This window comes from Mycobacterium fragae (genome assembly GCF_002102185.1).
GTDB lineage: Bacteria > Actinomycetota > Actinomycetes > Mycobacteriales > Mycobacteriaceae > Mycobacterium > Mycobacterium fragae.
The window spans coordinates 268,160-287,945 of the sequence record NZ_LQOW01000031.1; the positions used below are offsets into that span (position 1 = coordinate 268,160).

Consider the following 19,786-nt stretch of genomic DNA (forward strand, 5'->3'; position numbering starts at 1 on the left):
ACATGCATGATCGCGCATGTCAAAGACCGTCACCTCGATGGCTACGATGGCACCTCGTGGCGTCCGTCATCGACACCGTCGTGAACCTGGCCAAACGCCGTGGCCTGGTCTATCCCTCCGGCGAGATCTACGGCGGCACCAAGTCGGCGTGGGACTACGGGCCGTTGGGGGTGGAACTCAAGGAGAACATCAAACGGCAGTGGTGGCGTTCGGTCGTCACCGGCCGCGACGACGTCGTCGGACTGGACTCCTCGATCATCCTGCCGCGCGAGGTGTGGGTCGCCTCCGGGCATGTCGACGTATTCCACGACCCGCTGGTCGAGTCACTGATCACCCACAAGCGTTATCGCGCCGACCAGCTCATCGAGGCCTACGAGCAAAAGCACGGGCATCCGCCGCCCAACGGGCTGGCCGATATCCGGGATCCGGATACCGGCGAGCCGGGCCGGTGGACCGAGCCACGCGAGTTCAACATGATGCTCAAGACCTATCTCGGGCCGATCGAAACCGAGGAGGGCCTGCACTATCTGCGGCCGGAGACCGCGCAGGGCATTTTCGTCAACTTCGCGAACGTGGTCACCACCGCGCGCCGCAAGCCCCCGTTCGGTATCGGCCAGATCGGCAAGAGCTTTCGCAACGAGATCACCCCCGGCAACTTCATCTTTCGCACCCGCGAGTTCGAGCAGATGGAGATGGAGTTCTTCGTCGAGCCCGCGACGGCGCCGGAGTGGCACCAGTATTGGATCGACACCCGGCTGCAGTGGTACGTCGACCTCGGTATCAATCGCGAGAATCTGCGGTTGTGGGAACACCCGAAGGACAAGCTGTCGCATTATTCCGACCGCACCGTCGACATCGAGTACAAGTTCGGCTTCGCCGGAAACCCGTGGGGTGAACTGGAGGGTGTGGCTAACCGGACCGATTTCGACTTGTCAACGCACGCAAAGCATTCCGGCGTCGACCTGTCGTTCTACGACCAAGCCACCGACACCCGTTATGTGCCGTACGTGATCGAGCCGGCGGCCGGGCTGACCCGATCGTTCATGGCGTTTTTGATCGACGCCTACAACGAGGACGAGGCCCCCAACGCCAAGGGCGGGATGGACAAGCGCACGGTGCTGAGGCTGGATCCGCGGCTGGCGCCGGTGAAGGTTGCGGTGTTGCCGCTATCCCGCCATGCCGACCTGAGTCCCAAGGCCCGCGATCTGGCCGCCGAGTTGCGGAAATGCTGGAACGTCGAGTTCGACGACGCCGGCGCGATCGGTCGGCGCTACCGGCGCCAGGACGAGATCGGCACGCCGTTTTGCGTGACGGTGGATTTCGACTCGCTCGACGACCAGGCGGTCACGGTTCGCGAGCGCGACGCCATGACCCAGGAGCGAGTGGGGATGGACGCCGTCGCCGACTACCTGGCCGTACGCCTGCGGGCCTGCTAGGGGAAGGCGCCGCTCTCCTACCAATCGCAGCTGGAGAGCCTCGGCTTCTAGCCCGCCTCGTCGGCGGGCCGTTCTCCTCGGAGGCCAAGGATTCCGAAATGTTGGACGAATTTCTTCATCGTCGCCCAATATTGGTCACATGGGTAATACGATCGTCTACGTGGATACGGTGACCTCCACCGAAAGCGCCCACAGCTCCAGGAGGCACTAACTCCCATACTTGGCGCGGCAGCACACTTGGGCGTGGTGTGCTGTCGCGTCTTATTACAAGCGTCTTAGAAGCGTCCGCCGCCGCCCATGAAGCCGCCGTCGGACCCGCCCGGCGACCCGCCGAATGACGTGGGACCCCAGCCGCCACCCCATCCGCCGCCGAACCCGCCGCGCATCGCCCCGCCCAGCATGTCGCCGATGATGATGCCGCCCATCATTGCGCCCAGGTCGTTGCCGCCGCCGTAGCGTCCGGCGTAGGCTCGCTGCGCGTACTGAACGTCGTCGTTGGCCAGCGTCTGCGCCTGTGCGGCCAGCGCGGCGGCGGCGTTGGCGTCGGCGATGGCCGCACTGACGTCGGTGGCCCGGTTGTCCATCGCGGCTTGCAGTCGGCGGCTGGCCTCGGCCAGCCGGGTGCGCGCCTCGGGCCCGATGCTGCCGCGGCGGGTGTCGATGTAGTCGGTCACCGCTCGCACCCGCGACTGGGCGGTGAACAGCGCCTGCTCCAGCGTGCGGTTGAGTCGCTCGGCGGCCGCCTGCTCCTCGGCGACGGTGGCCAGCAACCGGTCCAGCGCGGCGTCGGCCTGGGTCAATCGGGTGAACGCGCCGAGCGGGTCGGCCGAACCACCGGCGTTGACGGCGTCGACGGCATTGACCGCCGTGTCTCGGGCGTCGGCCAGCTCGCGGATATGCGGCGCTTTGGTTTTCTGCGCCTGCACCAACTGCGTGTTGGCCTGCTCGATGCCCGCCCGGATGTCGGCGATCAGCGACGGCAGGGTGGCGACGGCGTGGCGGATGTCGGTGGCGGCGCTGTCGACCGCGTCGAGCAGCGCACGCGCTTGTCCCAGCGCCGACTCGGCGGCGCGCAGCGCGTCGACCAGTTCGCTCTGCTGACCGCTGACGGGCCGGGCCGCCAGCTCACGCGCTCGGCTGAGGTTCTGGTCGGCGAATGCCAGCCGGTCCTTGGCGGTCGCAACGTTGGTGGCCACCGACGTCAGCGCCGCAGCGTCGAATTCCTTGTGCAGTGCGGTCATTCGCTCTTCGGCGGGGCCGATGCGCGCGGTCAGCTCGACGATCTGCTGGGTCAGGCGATCGAGCCGTGACGGGGCGTTGATGACGAGGTCGCGCATCTCCTCGAAGGCTTCCCGCTGCGACTCGAGCTCACGATCGGCGCGTGCTGCTGAGACGATCACCCGGGTCAGCAGCTCGCGCCGCTGCGTGCGCGTCTCCGGTATCGCGTCGTCGAGTTGTTGGCGCACGGTGAACGCTTGGCCCAGAGCGGCTTTGGCGTTGTTCACCGCCCGGGTGAACGGCTCGGTTCGCTGCTCACCGAATTCCTCGATGGTCAGGGCCAGTTCATTGGCACTGGTACGTACCGCGTTGTCGACTTCGACCACCTTCATCCGGGACAGGTCGTCGAGGGCGCCCAACGAGAGCGCCGCCAGCGCATCGGGGTCGGTCGCGTCGATGCGCCGCGCAGCGGCCAGCTCGGCCGCACGCCGCCGCCGGCGCCGGTAGCGCATCACCAGGAACAAACCCAGCACCCCGATCACGATCACGCCCAGCGCGATCAGCATGGGCACCCACGATCCGGCGGAGCTTCCGCCCTGCTCCCGATTGAGCCCCTCGGCGGCTGCGACGGCCGCACCGCTCCAGTCCATCCGATGCAACGCGGGTTCGATCTGGTTGCGCCGCAAGTCGTTCACCTGCCCGGTGGTGATGCTCGGCACTCTGGACGGCACCAGGAACGCATAGGCGCGGTCGACGGTAGCCACCGCGAGCAGCGCGTCGAAGTCGCCCATGTCGGTGGCTTGCCGGGTGCTCTGCGCCCAGCTCACGGCCGGCTGCCCGGAGAAGTTGTCGACGTAGACCACCCACAGCCGGATATGGCGGTCGGCGTAAAGCTTGTCGACGGCCGACCCGACCGCGGCGCGCCCCGAGCCGCTCAATGCGCCCGCATCGTCGGTGACGTAGTCGGCAAGCCGGAACGGCGGTTGGGCGACGGCCGCGGGCGCCGCCAGCAGTCCGGTCAGCAGAACAGCCAGGAACGCGGCGATCACGCGGGCGATACGCATGCTCGCCAATCTAATGCGGTTCGGCACGGCCCTGGCAGACTGAGCGACGATGAGTCAGCAGGATCCGTATGACGACTTCGACCGCGAGCGGCGGGTCCCCGAAGCGCCCAAGACCGCGGGATTGCCGGGCACCGAGGGCCAGCACCGCACCGACTTCGCCCGGGACCGGGCCCGGGTCCTGCACAGCGCCGCGCTGCGGCGCCTGGCCGACAAGACACAGGTTGTCGGGCCCAGAGAAAGCGACACGCCGCGCACCCGGCTGACCCATTCGCTGGAGGTCGCCCAGATCGGCCGGGGGATGGCGATCGGGCTGGGCGCCGACGCCGACCTGGTCGACATGGCGGGTCTGGCCCACGACATCGGCCACCCGCCGTACGGGCACAACGGGGAGAAGGCGCTCGACGAGGTCGCCGCCGCGTACGGCGGCTTCGAAGGCAACGCGCAGAACTTCCGGATCCTGACCAACCTGGAGCCCAAAGTTGTTGATCCGCAAGGCCGCAGCGTGGGGCTGAATTTGACCCGGGCGGCCCTGGACGCGGTGACCAAATATCCGTGGACACGTGATCGAGGCAGACCCAAGTTCGGCTTCTACGACATCGACCGCGAGCCCGCCGACTGGGTGCGCGCAAACGCGCCGGCGGATCGGCCATGTCTGGAAGCGCAGGTGATGGACTGGGCCGACGACGTCGCCTATTCGGTGCACGACGTCGAGGACGGCATCGTCTCCGGCCGAATCGACCTTCGGGTGCTCGCCGACGACGACGAAGCCGGCGCGTTGGCCAAACTCGGCGAAACCGCGTTCGCCCGTGTGCGTGCCGATGACCTGGCCGCGGCCGCGCACCGGCTTTCGGGACTGCCGGTGGTCGCCGCGGTCGGTAAGTACGACGCCACCCTCTCGGCGTCGGTGGCGCTCAAGCGGCTGACCAGCGAGCTGGTCGGCCGGTTCGCGTCGGCGGCGATCGCGGCCACCCGGGCCGCTTCCCGGCCCGGGCCGTTGGCGCGCTACGCGGCGAACCTGCAAGTCCCCGATGTGGTCCGCGCCGAGGTTGCGGTGCTGAAGATCCTGGCGCTGCAGTTCATCATGTCCGACCCCCGGCACCTCGAGCGGCAGCGCGCGCAGCGCGAACGCATCCACCGGGCGGCGAACTGGCTGCTCGCCGGGGCGCCCAGGACCCTCGACCCGTTGTTCGTGCCGGCGTTCAACACCGCCGCCGACGACGGTGCCCGGCTGCGCGTCGTCGTCGACCAGATCGCCTCCTACACCGAGGGTCGGCTTGAGCGCATCGAGGCCGACTAGTCCGGTGCCCGCTCTACACTGAGCCGATGGCCGGCCGTATCTCCGATCGCGATATCGCCGCCATCCGCGAACGAGTCCGCATCGACGAAGTCGTCGGCGACTACGTCCAATTGCGGCGCGCCGGCGCTGACTCCATGAAGGGCCTGTGCCCCTTTCACGACGAGAAGTCGCCGTCCTTCCATGTGCGGCCCAACCACGGCCACTTCCACTGCTTCGGGTGCGGGGAAGGCGGCGACGTGTACGCCTTCGTCCAGAAAATCGAACACGTCAGCTTCGTCGAGGCCGTCGAGCTGCTGGCCGACCGGATCGGCTACACGATCAGCTACACCGGCGCGGGCACCAGTGTGCAGCGGGACCGGGGCAGTCGCAGCAGGCTGCTCGCCGCCAACGCGGCGGCGCTCGCGTTCTACGCCGAGGCCCTGGAATCCGACGAGGCCGCGCCGGCCCGCCGCTATCTGACCGAGCGGAACTTCGACGGCGACGCGGCCCGGCATTTCCGCTGCGGCTTCGCTCCCTCGGGCTGGGATTCGCTGACAAAACATCTGCTGCGCAAGGGTTTTGAGTTCAAGGAGCTGGAGGCCGCCGGCCTGTCCAGAGAGGGTCGCCGCGGCCCGATCGACCGGTTTCACCGGCGGCTATTGTGGCCGATCCGCACCTCGGCCGGGGAGGTGATCGGATTCGGCGCCCGGCGGCTGTTCGACGACGACCCGATGGAGGCCAAGTACGTCAACACCCCCGAGACGCTGCTGTACAAGAAGTCGTCGGCGCTGTTCGGTATCGACTTGGCCAAACGCGATATCGCGAAGGGACATCAGGCCGTCGTCGTCGAGGGCTACACCGACGTGATGGCGATGCATTTGGCGGGGGTGACCACGGCGGTCGCGTCATGCGGCACCGCATTCGGTGACGAGCACTTGGCGATGCTGCGGCGATTGATGATGGACGACAACTTCTTTCGCGGCGAACTGATCTATGTGTTCGACGGCGATGAAGCCGGCCGGGCCGCCGCACTCAAAGCGTTCGCCGGCGAACAGCATCTGGCCGGCCAGTCGTTTGTGGCGGTGGCCGCCGACGGCATGGACCCCTGCGACCTTCGATTGACACACGGTGACGGCGCGCTGCGCGATCTGGTCGCGCGCCGAACGCCGTTGTTCGAGTTCGCGATTCGCACCACGCTGGCCGAAACCGACCTGGACAGCGCCGAGGGCCGGGTGGATGCGCTGCGCCGGTGCGTGCCGATGGTCGCCCAGATCAAAGATCCCACGCTGCGCGACGAGTACGCGCGCCAACTCGCCGGCTGGGTGGGCTGGCCGGACGTCGCGCAGGTCATCGGCCGGGTCCGCGAACAGGCCAAGCATCCCAAGACCCGCAGCCGCGCCACGCCCCGCCGCACCGCCGCAGCCTCCGCCGACGCCGCCGCGCCCGCCGCCATTCGCCCCGACCCGAAGGACCCCACGCTGTGGCCGCAGCGCGAGGCGCTCAAGTCGGCGTTGCAGTATCCGGCGCTGGCCGGCCCTGTGTTCGACGCGTTGACGGTCGAGAGCTTCACCCATCCCGGCTATGCGGCGGTGTACACGGCCATCGAGGCGGCGGGCGGAACCGGCGCGGGCATCGTCGGCGCGCAGTGGCTGGATGCGGTGCGCCAGCAGGCCCCGTCGCCGGCCGCCGCCGGACTGATCAGCGAGCTCGGAGTCGAGGGCATCCGAGTCGACGACGACGACAAGTTGCCGCGTTACATCGGCGGGGTGCTGGCACGACTGCAAGAGGTGTGGGTGGGCCGGCAGATCGCCGAGGTCAAGTCCAAGCTGCAGCGGATGTCACCAGTGGAGCAGGGCGACGACTACCACGCTCTGTTCGGTGACCTAGTCGCCATGGAGGCCTATCGGCGCAGCCTGCTCGAACAGGCCAGCGGCGACGACCTGACCGCCTGAAGTCACTTCGCGTGGCGCGGCTTTTGCGGTTCCACGACGCTGGTCGCGTCGTCGATCTCGGTCAATGTCACCATCCGCGCGTCGGGCGAGACCCGATTCGCGATCTTGCGCCGGCCCGCTTCGATCACCGATCTGGCGGCGGGACTGCTGGTCATGGCGCGGTAGGTGCCGACAATCTGCTCATAGCGGCGACGCCCGGCCTTCGCGCCCAGCACATAACCCAGTCCCAGCACAATGACATACCGGATCAAAACGGCCCTCCCGACTCTCGACGGGTCCATCCTGCCTCATCTCCGCGGGCAGCGCCCTCGGGCGGGCGATCCGGCTGGTTGGGCGTGCGGAGGCCAGTACGCTAGAGTCATCCAGCGATCCGCGCAGGCAGGTACGCGGATGGGAGCAGTCCCCTGTAGCTCAATTGGCAGAGCGTTCGGCTGTTAACCGAAGGGTTGCTGGTTCGAGTCCAGCCGGGGGAGCCGCAAATACCGCTCGTCTAGTCCGAGCTCTGCGCTCCACCCTCAGCGTTTTGCGGGCAGAGGTCGTTAGTCGCGATCGTCGCGAACTTTGCTGCCTTCTCCGGGGCGAAACCCGGATTTTGATCCGTTAAGTCTGTGACGACATCATCGTTGCTCGTGCCGCTGTCCTTCAACGAGCACACGGTCTTGCCTGCGGTGACGGCTTGGTCTGGGTCGCTGTAGTGAATTCCCGCCCGATCAAGGTCGGCAAGAAAGGTTTGGTCACCGTCGTCGGCGCCGGCAGGCGCCGCCAGTGCGATCGCGGCCCCCACGATCGACAGCATCAATCGGATTCGCATCAGCTCATCATCGCCGCAGCGTTGCGGTTCTCACCGTGACGAAACAACCTTTTAACGCGGACGCTCGCTCATCGGCCGGGAAGACCGGGAATGGGGCCAGGAGACGTGGTCTTGGTGCTGGACTTGTCCAGGAACTCCGGGCAGTAAGCGCTCGATGCAAGCGCAGCAAACTTCATGGCGCCACCGGTGTTCAATCCCGGGTTGAGCGCAGCCAACCGGTTGACGACGTCCATTTCCGATTGCCCCGAGTTCATCATGTCGCAGGCCATTCTGCCGGCAGCGATGGCATCGGGCCCGCTGCGATAGGTCATGCCCGCTTTGTTCAGCGAGTCCAGAAAACGCGCATCAGCACCCGGGTCGGGGCTGCCCGGGTCGGCGTGCGCCGGCACCGCCAGGCCGATGATGACGGCGAGGCCGGCAAGCGCTTGAAGCGGTCGCATCGCTCCATCATCGTCCACATCGGCACAGTTGTCCTGTCGGTTTCGTCGTTTTACCCGACAGGCCAATCCGCGCTGCGCATTGCCGGCGATATGTCAGCATTTGGAAATGGGCGCGCGCAACCTCATTCGGATCGTCGGCGTTGTGGTGGTGATGACCTGGGCGCTGGTAAGCGCGTCCGGAAGTCCGCCCGCCGTTGCCGATCCATGTTCTGACGCAGAGGTGGTGTTCGCTCGGGGCACCGGCGAGCCCGTGGGGCTCGGTGGGGTCGGCCAGGCATTCGTCGACTCGCTTCGCTCCCAACTGCCGGGCAGTTCCATCGGCGCCTACCCGGTCAACTACCCGGCGACCGACGATTACCGAAATAGTGCGTTAGCAGGTGCGGGTGACGCGAGCGCTCATATCGGGAACGTGATCGCGAACTGTCCCAACACCAAACTGGTGCTTGGCGGCTATTCCCAGGGCGCGAGCGTGATCGATTTCTCGAGCGCGTCGATGCCGCCTCAGACGGCCGGTCATGTCGCGGCCGTCGCGCTCTTCGGCAATCCCTCCAGCCCCTACGCGAGTTCGCTGATGGGCGGGCAGCTGCCGACGCTCAGCCCGCCCTACCGCCCCAAGGCGATCGATTTGTGTATTCCCGACGACATCATTTGTTCCGAAGGCGGGAACATGGTCCCGCACCTTTTGTATGTCCAGTCCGGCATGGCAGATCAGGCGGCGACGTTCGTCGCCGGCCGGCTGCAGCCCGGATCGTCGTCAAACTCAGGGTGATTCCAAGTAGGCGACCACTCCTGCCTCCGCTAAAACCGCCTGCACGCTGGGCAAACGCGGCATAAGCTTGGAAACACATGGCTGCGCGAGCAGCGCAGGGTTTGTGGCCGCGTGCGACCCGCACGACATTATGAATTGCCACGAATTCCCAACTGAATCGCCCTGCGCAGCTGTCCCGACCGGCGTGAGGAGCAGAACGAGATGATCTTCACGCAGCATTACCTGGGCTGTTTGTCGCACGCGTCCTACCTGATCGGCGATGAGACCACCGGCCGGGCGGTGGTGGTCGACCCTCGTCGCGACATCGAGCCCTACTTGACCGAAGCGGCTGACCACGGGTTGGCGATCGAAAGAGTCATCGAAACCCATGTCCATGCCGACTTCGTCAGCGGTCATCTGGAGCTGGCCGCCGCCACCGGCGCCCTGATCTGCTACGGGGAAGACGCCGGCGTGGAGTTCCCGATCGAGCAGTTGAGGGACGGCCAGCGGATCTCGCTGGGAAGGGTGACCCTCGAGATCCTCGCGACGCCGGGTCACACACCGGAATCGATCTGCATCGTGATCCGCGAGGACGACGACGAGGTGCCTTACGGCGTCCTCACCGGCGACACCTTGTTCGTCGGCGACGTGGGGCGCCCGGATCTGCTGTCGCCCTCGGGCTGGTCGTCGGAGGCGCTTGCCCGGGCGCTTCACAGCTCGCTGCACGACAAACTGCTGAAACTGCCCGACGCCACGCGGGTGTTTCCCGCCCACGGTGCCGGATCGATGTGCGGCAAGCAGCTGTCGAGCGAAACCAGTTCAACGATCGGCGAGCAGCGCCGGACCAACTATGCGTTGCAAATGCGCGACGTCGACCAGTTCGTGGCCGCGGTCACCGAGGGGCAGCCGGTGCGGCCGCCGTACGTCGACTTCGCCACGCACCGCAACCGTGAACTTCACCCGCTGCTCGAAGAAAGCGAACCGCCGTTGCTGGACATCGAGGAGGTGTGTCAACGAGCTGCAACGGGCGCGGTCCTGTTGGACACCCGCGAACCAGCCAACTATGCGTCCGGTCACCTGCGCGGGGCGGTCAACGTAGGCCTGCAGGGACGCTTCGCCGAGTGGGCCGGCGACGTCGTATCACCAGAGCGCGACATAGTGTTGGTCGGGGATCCCACGCTTGCGCGTGAATCGAAGATCCGGCTCAGCCGGGTGGGCTTTGACCGGGTCGTCGGTCAATTGCGTAACCCGGCAACGGTTTTCGCTAACCACCCAGAACTCGTCGAGACCGCTTCGCGGCTGTCCGTCGGGCAGCTCGCCGAACTGCGCGGCTTGCAGCCTGGCCTGCAGCTGGTGGACGTTCGCAATCCCGGCGAGCTCGCAGAGGGCGTCATCCCGGGAGCGCGCGAGATTCCGCTAGCGGCCCTGACGAATTCGATCGCAGACCTCGATCCGACCGCGCCGGTTCTCGTCTACTGTGCGAGTGGCTACCGCTCGATGGTGGCCGCCAGTGTGCTTCGGGCGTCGGGATTCGACGATGTCTCCGACCTGGTGGGTGGGTTCAGCGCCTGGCAGACCGCCGGCCTGGACTCACGCCGCCTCGAAGAGGGCGACATCGTCCGTGAGACACCGCAAGTCGGCCCCGTTGCGGCGAAAAAGCTGCTGGACCGCGGCGCATTGCTGCTCGACGTGCGAGAGCCCGACGAGTGGTACGTCGAGCACGCCCCCAAAGCGACGTTGCTGCCGATGGGCCGGGTGAGCGCACGCCAGGACGAGTTACCCCGCGACCGCCGCATCGTGGTGATGTGCCGGTCAGGAGGTCGCTCCGCCGCGGTGACTGCGACGCTGCGCCAGTCGGGGTTCGACGCGGTCAACTTGGCCGGCGGGATGTGCGCGTGGGCGGCCGCCGGGCTCCCGGTGGTAACCGATGGTGGAAATCCCGGTCTGATTGTTCACCGCGAAGAGCCACTCAACTGTGAGACCTCGCTGGCAGCGCTTGTCGGCGGCGTCGTGATGCCCAACGCCAACTTCTATGTGCGCAACCACTTTCCGACCCCGACGCTCGACCCGGAGTCGTATGAACTGACGGTCGGCGGGCTGGTGGAGCAACCGTTGACCTTTGGCTTACGCGATCTGCAGAACATGCCGTCACAGTCATTGGTGTCCACCCTGGAATGCGCCGGCAACGGTCGAATCAATTTCGACCCGCCGGTCGAAGGCGAGCAATGGCGCTACGGAGCAGCGAGCACGGCGGAATGGACCGGCGTCCCGCTGGTGGAAATCCTGGACCGCGCGGGATTGCAGGCCGGTGCGCACGACGTCGTATTTCGCGGAGCCGATGCGGGGTTGGTCGAGGGCGCAAGCGCACCGGTGCGGTTCGAGCGCGCCCTATCCGTGGACGACGCGCGGAATTCGGGCGCGCTCGTCGCCTACGCGATGAACGGCGAATCCCTGCCCCTGCAACATGGTCGCCCCGTTCGGCTCGTCGTTCCCGGCTGGTACTCGGTGGCATCGGTCAAGTGGCTGACCGAGATCGAGGTGATCGGCGAACCGTTCGAAGCCTATTTTCAGACCGACCGCTACGTCTACGAATGGGAGCGTGAAGGCGGCGTCGTCCGCGAACCCGTTCGCCTGCAGCGCGTCCGCGCGGTGATCGCCGAACCCGCCGACGGCGCGTCGGTGACCGCCGGTGAACTCGTGGTGCGTGGTGTTGCCTGGTCGGGCGCGGCGCCGATCGAGCGCGTCGACGTATCCGTCGGCGAAGGTCCATGGCAGGCCGCGCGTCTGATCGGCGAACGCCGCAGGCACAGCTGGCAGTGGTGGGAGCTGTTGACGCAGAGCGAATCCCGCGGGCCTTGCACAGTGCGTGCGCGCGCGACCGACCTGACCGGCGCCAGCCAGCCCGAGCGGGCCGAATGGAATCGACTCGGCTATGGCGGCAACGCGATCCAAACCGTCACCATCACGATCGGATGAGCCGCTGGTCGACATAACGTCTGGTTGATTTCAACCCTCTTGCCGGCAGCGGGTTGCCCGTAGAGTCCCGGCGTGGTCTCTGTCCGTAACCAGCCCGGCCGTCCGGCGGCCTGGTCGAAGCCCGCGATCGCTGCGGGCGATTTCGTCGTGCTCGCGGGCGAGACGCTTGCCGCGATGTTCCGCCGGCCCTTCGCCTGGCGCGAGCTGCTGGACCAGATCTGGTTTGTGGCCAGGGTATCGATCGTCCCCACTCTCGTGCTCTCCATTCCCTACACGGTGCTGATCGTCTTCACGCTGAACATCGTGCTGATCGAGGTCGGCGCCGGCGACCTGTCCGGTGCCGGTGCGGCGCTGGCATCCGTGACACAGGTGGGCCCGGTGGTGACCGCCATCGTCGTATCCGGTGCGGCAGCCACCGCGATGTGCGCAGATTTGGGCGCCCGGACCATTCGCGAGGAGATCGACGCGATGAAGGTCATCGGCGTCAACCCCATCCACGCGCTTGTAGTGCCGCGGGTAATCGCCGCGACTTTTGTTGCCCTGATGCTCTATTCGGTGGTCGCAGTCGTCGGGCTCTTCGGAAGCTATTTCTTTGTGGTGTTCGTTCAGCACGTCACGCCGGGCGCCTTCGTCGCCGGGATGACGTTGTTGACCGGCCTGCCGCAAGTGGTCGTGTCGTTGGTCAAGGCGGCGTTGTTCGGCCTCTCGGCCGGGCTGATCGCGTGCTACAAGGGCCTATCGGTCGGCGGCGGGCCGACGGCGGTAGGCGAAGCCGTCAACGAGACAGTGGTGTTCGCGTTCATGGCGCTGTTCCTGATCAACATCCTCGCCACCGCGTTCGGAGTCAAGGTGGCTCCGTGACAGCCACAGACGCGAAAGAATCCACCCGCGCCGACGAGGCTCCGCGCCACCTCGTCGATGCGAAAAGCGCCGAGGGCGAGCGCATCTCTACAGCTGAGACGAGCAAGCGTCACCGCGCCAGCGAGACTCTGGGCAGATTGGTCGACGCGACCCGCACGCTGGGCGAGCAGACCGCCTTCTACGGCAACGCGCTCGGGGCCACCGCCGACGCGGTCCGACGCTACCCCGGTGAGGTGCTGCGGTTGATCGCCGTCATGGGCATGGGCACCGGCGCTTTGGCCGTCATCGGCGGCACGGTGGTCATCGTCGGATTCCTGACGCTGACCACCGGCGCGTTGATCGCCGTGCAGGGATACAACACACTGTCCAACGTCGGAATCGAGGCCCTCACCGGCTTTTTGGGGGCCTTTCTCAATGTCAGGTTCATCGCCCCGGCCACCGCGGGGGTGGCGTTGGCGGCCACCATCGGTGCCGGTGCCACCGCGCAACTCGGCGCCATGCGCATCAACGAGGAAATCGACGCGCTGGAGGTGATGGGCATTCGGGCGATCACCTACCTGGCGTCGACCCGCATCGTGGCCGGGGTTTTGGCGGTCATCCCGATTTACACCGTCGCGGTATTGATGTCGTTTCTGGCGACCCGGTTCGGCACGACGATCATCTACGGGCAGTCGCGGGGTGTCTACGACCACTACTTCTCGTCGTTCCTGCACCCGACGGACCTGTTGTGGTCGTTCACCGAGGCGCTGTCGATGGCCGCCGCCGTGATGGCGGTGCACACCTACTACGGATACACCGCGACCGGTGGTCCGGCCGGCGTCGGCGAGGCGGTCGGGCGTGCTGTCCGCACCTCGATTACCGCCGGCGTTTTCATCTTGCTGACCATCACGCTTTCGGTGTACGGGCAGTCCGGCAACTTCCACCTGTCGGGGTGAGCGCGATGAACAACACGCCGCGGCGGGGGAGGATCGATCCGATCTGGTGGGCACCGGTGCTGCTTCTTGTGATCGCCGCAGTGAGCACACTGACCGCGTTCATGTTCTCCGGAACGCTGCGGGAAACCGTTCCGCTGACTGTGATTTCCGACCGGGCCGGTTTGGTCATGGAGGACGGCGCGAAGGTGAAGCTACGCGGCGTTCAGATCGGTGAAGTCGCGTCCATCGGTGCCGAGTCGGGCCCGGCCGGCACCAACCTCTCGACGCTGAGACTGAAGATATATCCGAACGAGTTCCGCTATCTGCCAAGCAATGTCGAGGCGGAGATCAAGTCGAGCACCGCGTTCGGCGCCAAGTACGTCGACCTCATAGTGCCGGACGCTGCCAGTCCCAAGCCGCTAGCGCCGGGCGCTGTGTTGCACTCGCGCAACGTGACGGTGGAAGTCAACACCGTGTTCGAGAACCTGCAGGCGATAGTTCAGGCCATTGATCCGGCGAAGCTGAACGGTGTGCTGTCGGCGGTGGCGGACGGCGTGCGCGGCAAGGGCGATCGCATCGGTCAGGCGATCAGCGACGCCAATACACTACTGCTCGCCGTCAACCCGAGAATGCCGACAGTTCGCAGGGACTGGCAGCTATTCGGCAAGACCACGCAGGCGTATTCGGATGCCGCGCAGGACATCCTCGCGGTTCTGGACTCGTTTTCGACCACCAGCACAACGATCACCACGCATGCGAAGGCGCTCGACGAGCTGCTGCTGTCGGCGATCGGATTTGCCCAGTCGGGTATCAACACGATCGGGCCGAATCAGCAGAGCCTGATAGACGGCTTGAACGTTCTGGTGCCAACCACCGACCTTCTGATGAAGTACTCGCCCACCTACACCTGCCTATTTCAGGGCGCCCAGTGGTTTCTCGATCACGGCGGCCGGGATGCGTTGGGGGGCAATGGCAAATCCGTCATCATGGATGCAGCGCTGCTCTTCGGTGACGATCCATACCGGTATCCCGACAACCTGCCCGTCGTCCAAGCAAAGGGCGGACCCGGTGGTAAACCGAGTTGCGGCTCGCTACCGGACGTGAGCAAAAACTTCCCGGTCAAGTACTTGGTCACCGACACCGGGTTCGGCACCGGCCTGGATATCCGGCCCAATCCCGGCATCGGCTTCCCGGGCATCGCCAACTATTTCCCTGTCACCAAGGGAACACCCGAACCACCGAAGATCCGTTACCCGGGCGGTCCGGCGCCGGGCCCGTTGCCGCCCTACCCAGGAGCGCCCCCATACGGCGCACCAGCCCCCTGAGCCGACCAGAGACACCTCGAGAAGACAAGGAACAGCTATGCGAGGCAGAACCGTTCGCGCGCTTACGCGAGTGGCGCTGTTCACCATTGTCTGCCTTGCCTTCACGTTCGTTCTGGTGACGGTGTTCGGGCAATTCCGGTTTGACCAGCGGGCCTCCTACAGCGCGGTGTTCTCGAACGTATCCGGCCTCAAAGGCGGAAACTTCGTCCGCATCGCCGGGGTCGAAGTCGGAAAAGTCAAGCATCTGACCCTGCACAAGGACGGAACCGTCTCAGTCGACTTCGCCATCGACAAAGGACTCACACTCACCGAGGGCACCAAGGCGGCGGTGCGCTACGAGAACCTCATCGGTGATCGCTATCTGTCGCTCGAACAGGGACCGGGCTCGACGCGAAAATTGCAGCCGGGGCAGACGATTCCGCTGGCCCGCACTTCCCCTGCGCTGGACGTCGACGCCCTCATCGGCGGCTTCCGGCCGCTGTTTCGTGCGCTGGACCCCGACCAGGTCAATGCGCTATCCGGCGAATTGCTGCGGGTTTTCCAAGGCCAAGGCGGCACCATCTCGTCGGTGCTGGCGCAGACCTCTGCGCTGACTTCCACGCTGGCCGACCGCGACAAGCTCATCGGCGAGGTGATCACCAACCTGAACACCGTGTTGCACACATTCGCCACCCGTGACGATCAGTTTTCACAGGGCCTGGACAAGCTGTCCCAACTTGTCGAGGAACTGTCCGGGCGCAAGACCGAAATCACCAAGGGGGTGGCTTACATCAATGCTGCGGCGGCATCCGTTGCCGACCTGCTGACGGTTGCTCGGCAGCCGATCAAGGACACCGTGGTGCAAACCGACCGGGTCTCAGGGCAAATCGAGGCCGATCACGACTACGTCGACGATCTGGTCAAGACCCTGCCCGACGCGTATCAGGTGCTGGCGCGCAACGGGCTTTACGGCGACTACTTCGGCTTCTACCTGTGCGACGCGATTTTGAAGGTCAACGGAAAGAACGGCCAGCCGGTGTTCATCAAGCTCGTGGGCCAGGCTACGGGGCGGTGCGCACCGAAATGAGGCGACCCGATATCAAGCCGCTTGCCGAGCGTAACCGGATCACGGTTGGTGTGGTCGGGATACTCATTGTGGTCGCATTGGTTGTTGCCGTCTTTTCCTACAACAAGATTCCGTTCATCAAGGGCACCAGCGACTACTCGGCCTACTTCGCCGAGGCCGGGGGTATCAAGTCGGGCAGTGACGTGCGGGTCTCCGGACTGTCGGTCGGCAGGGTCTCCGGCGTCAAGCTGGACAGGACGAAGGTGTTGGTGACCTTCACGGTCGACGACGACGTAACCCTGGGAGACCGGACCGAGGCAGCGATCAAGACCGAGACCGTGCTCGGCACGAAAATGCTCGAACTGACCCCGCGAGGAGACGGCAGGCTCACCGGCACCATCCCGATCGAGCGCACGCGTTCTCCGTATGACCTGCCCACCGCGCTGGGCGACTTGACCAGCACCATCAGCGCTTTGGACACCACCCAGCTGTCTTCGGCGCTCACCACGTTGGCGGACACCTTCAAGGACACCCCGCCCGACCTGAAGGTCGCGTTGCAGGGGGTGGCCCGGTTTTCCGACACCCTCGACGCCCGCGACGCGCAGCTGCGCAACCTGCTGGCCAACGCCAACAAGGTCACCGCCGTGCTCGGGAAGCGCAGCGACCAGATTGCCAGCCTGGTCGTGAATGCCAATGCATTGCTGGCCGAGCTTCTCTCGCAACGGAAGTCCGTCGACGCATTGATGACCAGTCTCACGGCCGCGTCGCGGCAGATATCCGGTCTCGTCGATGACAACCGCAAGCAACTCAAACCTGCTCTCGACAAACTCAACGGTGTGCTGGGAATCCTGGACAACCGCAAGCAGGAATTGCAGCGCACCTTGTATCTGCTTCGGCGATACGCGATGTCGTTCGGCGAAGTGCTGGGATCAGGGCCGTTCTTCAAGGCCTCACTGGTCAACCTGCTGCCGGGCCAATTCGCCCAGCCCTTCATCGACGCCGCGTTCTCCGATCTGGGACTGGACCCCAACGTGCTACTGCCGTCGCAACTTGTCGACCCGCCCACGGGCCAGCCCGGCATCCCGCCGCTGCCCTTGCCCTATCCGCGCACCGGACAAGGTGGTGAGCCGAAACGGACGCTGCCCGACGCGATCACCGGTAACCCGGGCGACCCGCGCTACCCGTACCGGGAGCCGTTGCCTGCGCCGCCGCCCGGAGGGCCGCCACCCGGCCCGCCGGCCGGTTCAGCGCCGGCGCCTGCGCCGACGCCGGTGTACGTGCCGGCGCCCGGAGAAGTACCTGCGGGTGGGGCGCCATGATCGCGAAACACACACGCGCCGTGCGCCTCACGACCTTGGTCAGCCTGGTCGTGACCCTCGTCGTCGGGATCACCGTGGTGGCCACACCATGGTGGAAACACCTGAGCAGAAACACGTACATCGCCTACTTCGCCAACACCAATGGTCTGTATACCGGCGACGAAGTCCGCATCCTCGGTGTCGCCGTGGGGACCGTGGAGCAGATCGACCCGCAGCCCAACGCGGCGAAAGTCACCTTCAGCGTCGACTCGCACTACCCGGTGCCTGCCGATGCTCGGGCGGCGATCCTGTCGCCGTCACTTGTGACCGCGCGGGCGATCCAGCTCGTCCCGGCGTATTCCGGTGGGCCGAAGCTCAGCGACGGCGCGACCATTCCCCAGGAGCGCACTGCGGTTCCCGTCGAGTGGGACGATCTGCGCAAGCAATTGGAGAAGCTCACCGACTCGCTGCAGCCCGTGACTCCCGGCGGGCCGAGCGCGCTGGGCGAATTCATCGACACCACCGCAGCCAACCTGCGCGGCGAGGGGGATACCGCACGCGACACCGTCATCAAACTCTCACAGGCGGTTTCGGCGCTCGGCGACCACAGCACAGACATCTTCAGCACGGTGCGCAACCTGCAGCTGTTGGTGTCCGCGCTGTCCTCGAGCAGTGACCTGCTGGCTGCGTTCAACAGGAATCTGGCCGACGTCAGCACCGTGTTGTCCAATACGCCCAACGAGTGGGCCCAGGCGATGCAGGGCTTGGACGGGGCGGTGAACGACCTGCGCGGCTTCGTCGCCGACAACCGAGAGGCTCTCGGCACCACCTTCGACCACCTCAACGCGATCACCACGGCCATGAACGACAGCCGCGGCGACATCAAGCAGACCCTGCACGTGGCGCCGACGGTGTTCCAGAACTTCATGAACATCTACCAGCCCGCACAGAGCGCGGTCACCGGTATCCTCGCCCCGGTCAACTTCGCCGACACCGTTCAATTCCTCTGCGGTGCAATCCAGGCTGCCGCCCGAGTGGGATCGCAACAATCGGCGAAACTGTGTGTGCAGTATCTGAGTCCGATCATCAAAAACCGCCAGTACAACTTCCCGCCGATCGGGATCAACCCGTTCGTGGGAGCGGCGGCACGTCCCAACGAGATCACCTACAGCGAGGACTGGCTCAATCCGCACAGGCCACCGCCGCCGGCAGCCTCGACTCGGTCCGCGGACCCCAGCCAAGGGCTGCAGGGCTTGATGGTTCCTGCCGCCGCCGCACCGGCGCCACCGGGAGGCACACCATGAGACGCGGAGTGGCCGCGGCGCTTATCGTTTCGTGTCTGTATGCGTCGACGGGGTGTGAATGGCGAGGTCTCAATTCACTCAAGCTGCCCGGAACGGAAGGTACCGGCAAGAGCTCGTACACCATTGCGGCGCAGCTGCCCGATGTCGTTGTCATTCAGCCCAACACCCGGGTACGCGTGGCGGATGTCAACGTCGGGAACGTCACCAAGATCGAGGTACAGGACTGGCATGCCCTGGTGACCATGCGTATCAACGGCGATGTCCACCTGCCGGCCAACAGCACCGCCAAAGTCGGGCAGACCAGCCTGTTGGGTTCCATGCACATCGAATTGGCGCCGCCGACCGCCGAGCCACCGAACGGTGAGCTCACGGACGGTTCGGTGATCCCGCTGTCGAAAGCAGCCACCTACCCGACCACCGAGCAGACGCTCGCGTCGGTGTCGATTCTGCTCAACGGCGGCGGGCTGGGTCATCTTCAGGAAATCAACCAGGCGTTCGCGACGGCGTTGGCAGGCCGCGAGAAAGACATGCGCAGTCTGCTGACCCAGCTGGATACCTTCATCTCACAGCTGCATGCCCAGACCGACGACATCATTGCGGCCACCGAGAGTCTCAACTCGTTGGCCGGCCAGGTCGCGGCGAAGGACCAGACCGTCGACAAGGCGCTCACCACGATTCCGCAGGCGCTGGCCGTGCTGTCGGATTCGCGAACTAAATTGGCCGACGCGATCGATGCGGTGGGCAAATTCAGCGCCATTGCCGCCTCGACGGTCAACCAGACCAAGGAATCGCTCACAAACAACCTGCGCAACATCGCGCCAGCGCTGCGAGAACTGGCCAACGCCGGGCCCGCCCTGACCAAGGGGCTGGACTTCCTGTCGACCTACCCGTGGGTTAAAAGCAACGTCGCCAACTGGTTTCGGGGCGACTTCGCCAACATCACGCTGGTCATCGACCTCACCTTGAGCCGAATCGACAGCGGTTTTTTCACCGGCACCAGATGGGAGGGAAACCTCACCGAACTCGAACTGCAGTGGGGCCGCACCATCGGCCAGATGCCCAGCCCCTACACCGCGGCCAATCCGCTGATTGTGCCCTACCACTTCGGGGGGTACTAG

Annotated in this window: 16 protein-coding genes, 1 tRNA gene and 1 pseudogene; 14 read left to right on the forward strand and 4 right to left on the reverse strand. The window is 65.7% G+C overall.

Annotated elements, in window-relative coordinates; all coding sequences use genetic code 11:
* Positions 1-2: 2 nt before the first annotated feature.
* Positions 3-1,436 carry a glycine--tRNA ligase gene (locus AWC06_RS19690; protein ID WP_139820141.1) on the forward strand — a complete coding sequence of 478 codons (1,434 nt, stop codon included), beginning with the start codon at positions 3-5 and terminating at the stop codon, positions 1,434-1,436.
* Positions 1,437-1,711: 275 nt separating this feature from the next.
* Here AWC06_RS19690 and AWC06_RS19695 read toward each other — a convergent pair whose 3' ends face one another.
* Positions 1,712-3,718, reverse strand: a complete 2,007-nt coding sequence (locus AWC06_RS19695; protein WP_085199673.1) for a TPM domain-containing protein — start codon at positions 3,716-3,718, stop codon at positions 1,712-1,714.
* A 49-nt stretch (positions 3,719-3,767) separates the two neighbouring features.
* On the opposite strand from AWC06_RS19695, the gene AWC06_RS19700 reads away from it, so the two are divergent.
* Positions 3,768-5,015, forward strand: a complete 1,248-nt coding sequence (locus tag AWC06_RS19700) for a deoxyguanosinetriphosphate triphosphohydrolase (RefSeq protein WP_085199674.1) — start codon at positions 3,768-3,770, stop codon at positions 5,013-5,015.
* Between the two features lie 26 nt (positions 5,016-5,041).
* Entirely contained in the window at positions 5,042-6,946 is a 1,905-nt protein-coding gene (gene dnaG, locus AWC06_RS19705) for a DNA primase (protein WP_085199675.1), read from the forward strand.
* A 2-nt stretch (positions 6,947-6,948) separates the two neighbouring features.
* Here dnaG and AWC06_RS19710 read toward each other — a convergent pair whose 3' ends face one another.
* Positions 6,949-7,197 carry a hypothetical protein gene (locus AWC06_RS19710; RefSeq protein WP_085200062.1) on the reverse strand — a complete coding sequence of 83 codons (249 nt, stop codon included), beginning with the start codon at positions 7,195-7,197 and terminating at the stop codon, positions 6,949-6,951.
* 149 nt (positions 7,198-7,346) lie between these two features.
* On the opposite strand from AWC06_RS19710, the gene AWC06_RS19715 reads away from it, so the two are divergent.
* Positions 7,347-7,419 (forward strand) — tRNA-Asn (locus tag AWC06_RS19715).
* A 17-nt stretch (positions 7,420-7,436) separates the two neighbouring features.
* On the opposite strand, the gene AWC06_RS19720 is transcribed toward AWC06_RS19715, so the two are convergent.
* Both AWC06_RS19720 and AWC06_RS19725 read right to left on the reverse strand, forming a co-directional pair.
* A complete protein-coding gene (locus AWC06_RS19720; protein ID WP_169715382.1) occupies positions 7,437-7,742 on the reverse strand; it encodes a DUF732 domain-containing protein in 306 nt (101 codons plus the stop codon).
* 83 nt (positions 7,743-7,825) lie between these two features.
* A complete protein-coding gene (locus AWC06_RS19725) occupies positions 7,826-8,197 on the reverse strand; it encodes a DUF732 domain-containing protein (protein ID WP_139820142.1) in 372 nt (123 codons plus the stop codon).
* A 106-nt stretch (positions 8,198-8,303) separates the two neighbouring features.
* On the opposite strand from AWC06_RS19725, the gene AWC06_RS19730 reads away from it, so the two are divergent.
* The 10 genes and pseudogenes from AWC06_RS19730 (at position 8,304) to AWC06_RS19770 (ending at position 19,786) form a co-directional block, all read left to right on the forward strand.
* Entirely contained in the window at positions 8,304-8,966 is a 663-nt protein-coding gene (locus tag AWC06_RS19730; protein WP_085199678.1) for a cutinase family protein, read from the forward strand.
* Positions 8,967-9,167: 201 nt separating this feature from the next.
* A pseudogene (locus AWC06_RS23730) lies at positions 9,168-10,526 on the forward strand (MBL fold metallo-hydrolase); the annotation flags it as partial.
* An 81-nt stretch (positions 10,527-10,607) separates the two neighbouring features.
* Entirely contained in the window at positions 10,608-11,921 is a 1,314-nt protein-coding gene (locus tag AWC06_RS23735; protein ID WP_425320179.1) for a molybdopterin-dependent oxidoreductase, read from the forward strand.
* Between the two features lie 174 nt (positions 11,922-12,095).
* A complete protein-coding gene (locus AWC06_RS19740; protein WP_264479745.1) occupies positions 12,096-12,782 on the forward strand; it encodes an MlaE family ABC transporter permease in 687 nt (228 codons plus the stop codon).
* 128 nt (positions 12,783-12,910) lie between these two features.
* On the forward strand, positions 12,911-13,717 hold the full coding sequence (locus AWC06_RS19745; protein ID WP_372457970.1) for an ABC transporter permease: 807 nt from the start codon (positions 12,911-12,913) through the stop codon (positions 13,715-13,717).
* A 5-nt stretch (positions 13,718-13,722) separates the two neighbouring features.
* Complete coding sequence (locus tag AWC06_RS19750) at positions 13,723-15,021, forward strand: MCE family protein (RefSeq protein ID WP_085200064.1); 1,299 nt, start codon at positions 13,723-13,725, stop codon at positions 15,019-15,021.
* Positions 15,022-15,058: 37 nt separating this feature from the next.
* Positions 15,059-16,087: an MCE family protein gene (locus AWC06_RS19755; RefSeq protein ID WP_085199679.1), complete on the forward strand. Its 1,029-nt coding sequence runs from the start codon at positions 15,059-15,061 to the stop codon at positions 16,085-16,087.
* On the forward strand, positions 16,084-17,385 hold the full coding sequence (locus AWC06_RS19760; protein ID WP_227370923.1) for an MCE family protein: 1,302 nt from the start codon (positions 16,084-16,086) through the stop codon (positions 17,383-17,385). The genes AWC06_RS19755 and AWC06_RS19760 overlap by 4 nt, the downstream gene beginning before the upstream one ends.
* The gene (locus AWC06_RS19765) at positions 17,382-18,668 is read left to right on the forward strand and encodes an MCE family protein (protein ID WP_085199680.1); all 1,287 of its coding nucleotides are present in this window, start codon (positions 17,382-17,384) and stop codon (positions 18,666-18,668) included. The genes AWC06_RS19760 and AWC06_RS19765 overlap by 4 nt, the downstream gene beginning before the upstream one ends.
* Positions 18,665-19,786: an MCE family protein gene (locus AWC06_RS19770; protein ID WP_085199681.1), complete on the forward strand. Its 1,122-nt coding sequence runs from the start codon at positions 18,665-18,667 to the stop codon at positions 19,784-19,786. Before AWC06_RS19765 ends, AWC06_RS19770 begins: the two co-directional genes overlap by 4 nt.

Excerpts from the sequence above, each read along its gene's own strand:
- AWC06_RS19690 (WP_139820141.1), top strand. The coding sequence starts at position 3 with ATGCATGATCGCGCATGTCAAAGACCGTCACCTCGATGGCTACGATGG.
- AWC06_RS19695 (WP_085199673.1), bottom strand. The coding sequence starts at position 3,718 with ATGCGTATCGCCCGCGTGATCGCCGCGTTCCTGGCTGTTCTGCTGACC.
- AWC06_RS19700 (WP_085199674.1), top strand. The coding sequence starts at position 3,768 with ATGAGTCAGCAGGATCCGTATGACGACTTCGACCGCGAGCGGCGGGTC.
- dnaG (WP_085199675.1), top strand. The coding sequence starts at position 5,042 with ATGGCCGGCCGTATCTCCGATCGCGATATCGCCGCCATCCGCGAACGA.
- AWC06_RS19720 (WP_169715382.1), bottom strand. The coding sequence starts at position 7,742 with ATGCTGTCGATCGTGGGGGCCGCGATCGCACTGGCGGCGCCTGCCGGC.
- AWC06_RS19725 (WP_139820142.1), bottom strand. The coding sequence starts at position 8,197 with ATGCGACCGCTTCAAGCGCTTGCCGGCCTCGCCGTCATCATCGGCCTG.
- AWC06_RS19730 (WP_085199678.1), top strand. The coding sequence starts at position 8,304 with ATGGGCGCGCGCAACCTCATTCGGATCGTCGGCGTTGTGGTGGTGATG.
- AWC06_RS19740 (WP_264479745.1), top strand. The coding sequence starts at position 12,096 with ATGTTCCGCCGGCCCTTCGCCTGGCGCGAGCTGCTGGACCAGATCTGG.
- AWC06_RS19750 (WP_085200064.1), top strand. The coding sequence starts at position 13,723 with ATGAACAACACGCCGCGGCGGGGGAGGATCGATCCGATCTGGTGGGCA.
- AWC06_RS19755 (WP_085199679.1), top strand. The coding sequence starts at position 15,059 with ATGCGAGGCAGAACCGTTCGCGCGCTTACGCGAGTGGCGCTGTTCACC.
- AWC06_RS19760 (WP_227370923.1), top strand. The coding sequence starts at position 16,084 with ATGAGGCGACCCGATATCAAGCCGCTTGCCGAGCGTAACCGGATCACG.
- AWC06_RS19765 (WP_085199680.1), top strand. The coding sequence starts at position 17,382 with ATGATCGCGAAACACACACGCGCCGTGCGCCTCACGACCTTGGTCAGC.
- AWC06_RS19770 (WP_085199681.1), top strand. The coding sequence starts at position 18,665 with ATGAGACGCGGAGTGGCCGCGGCGCTTATCGTTTCGTGTCTGTATGCG.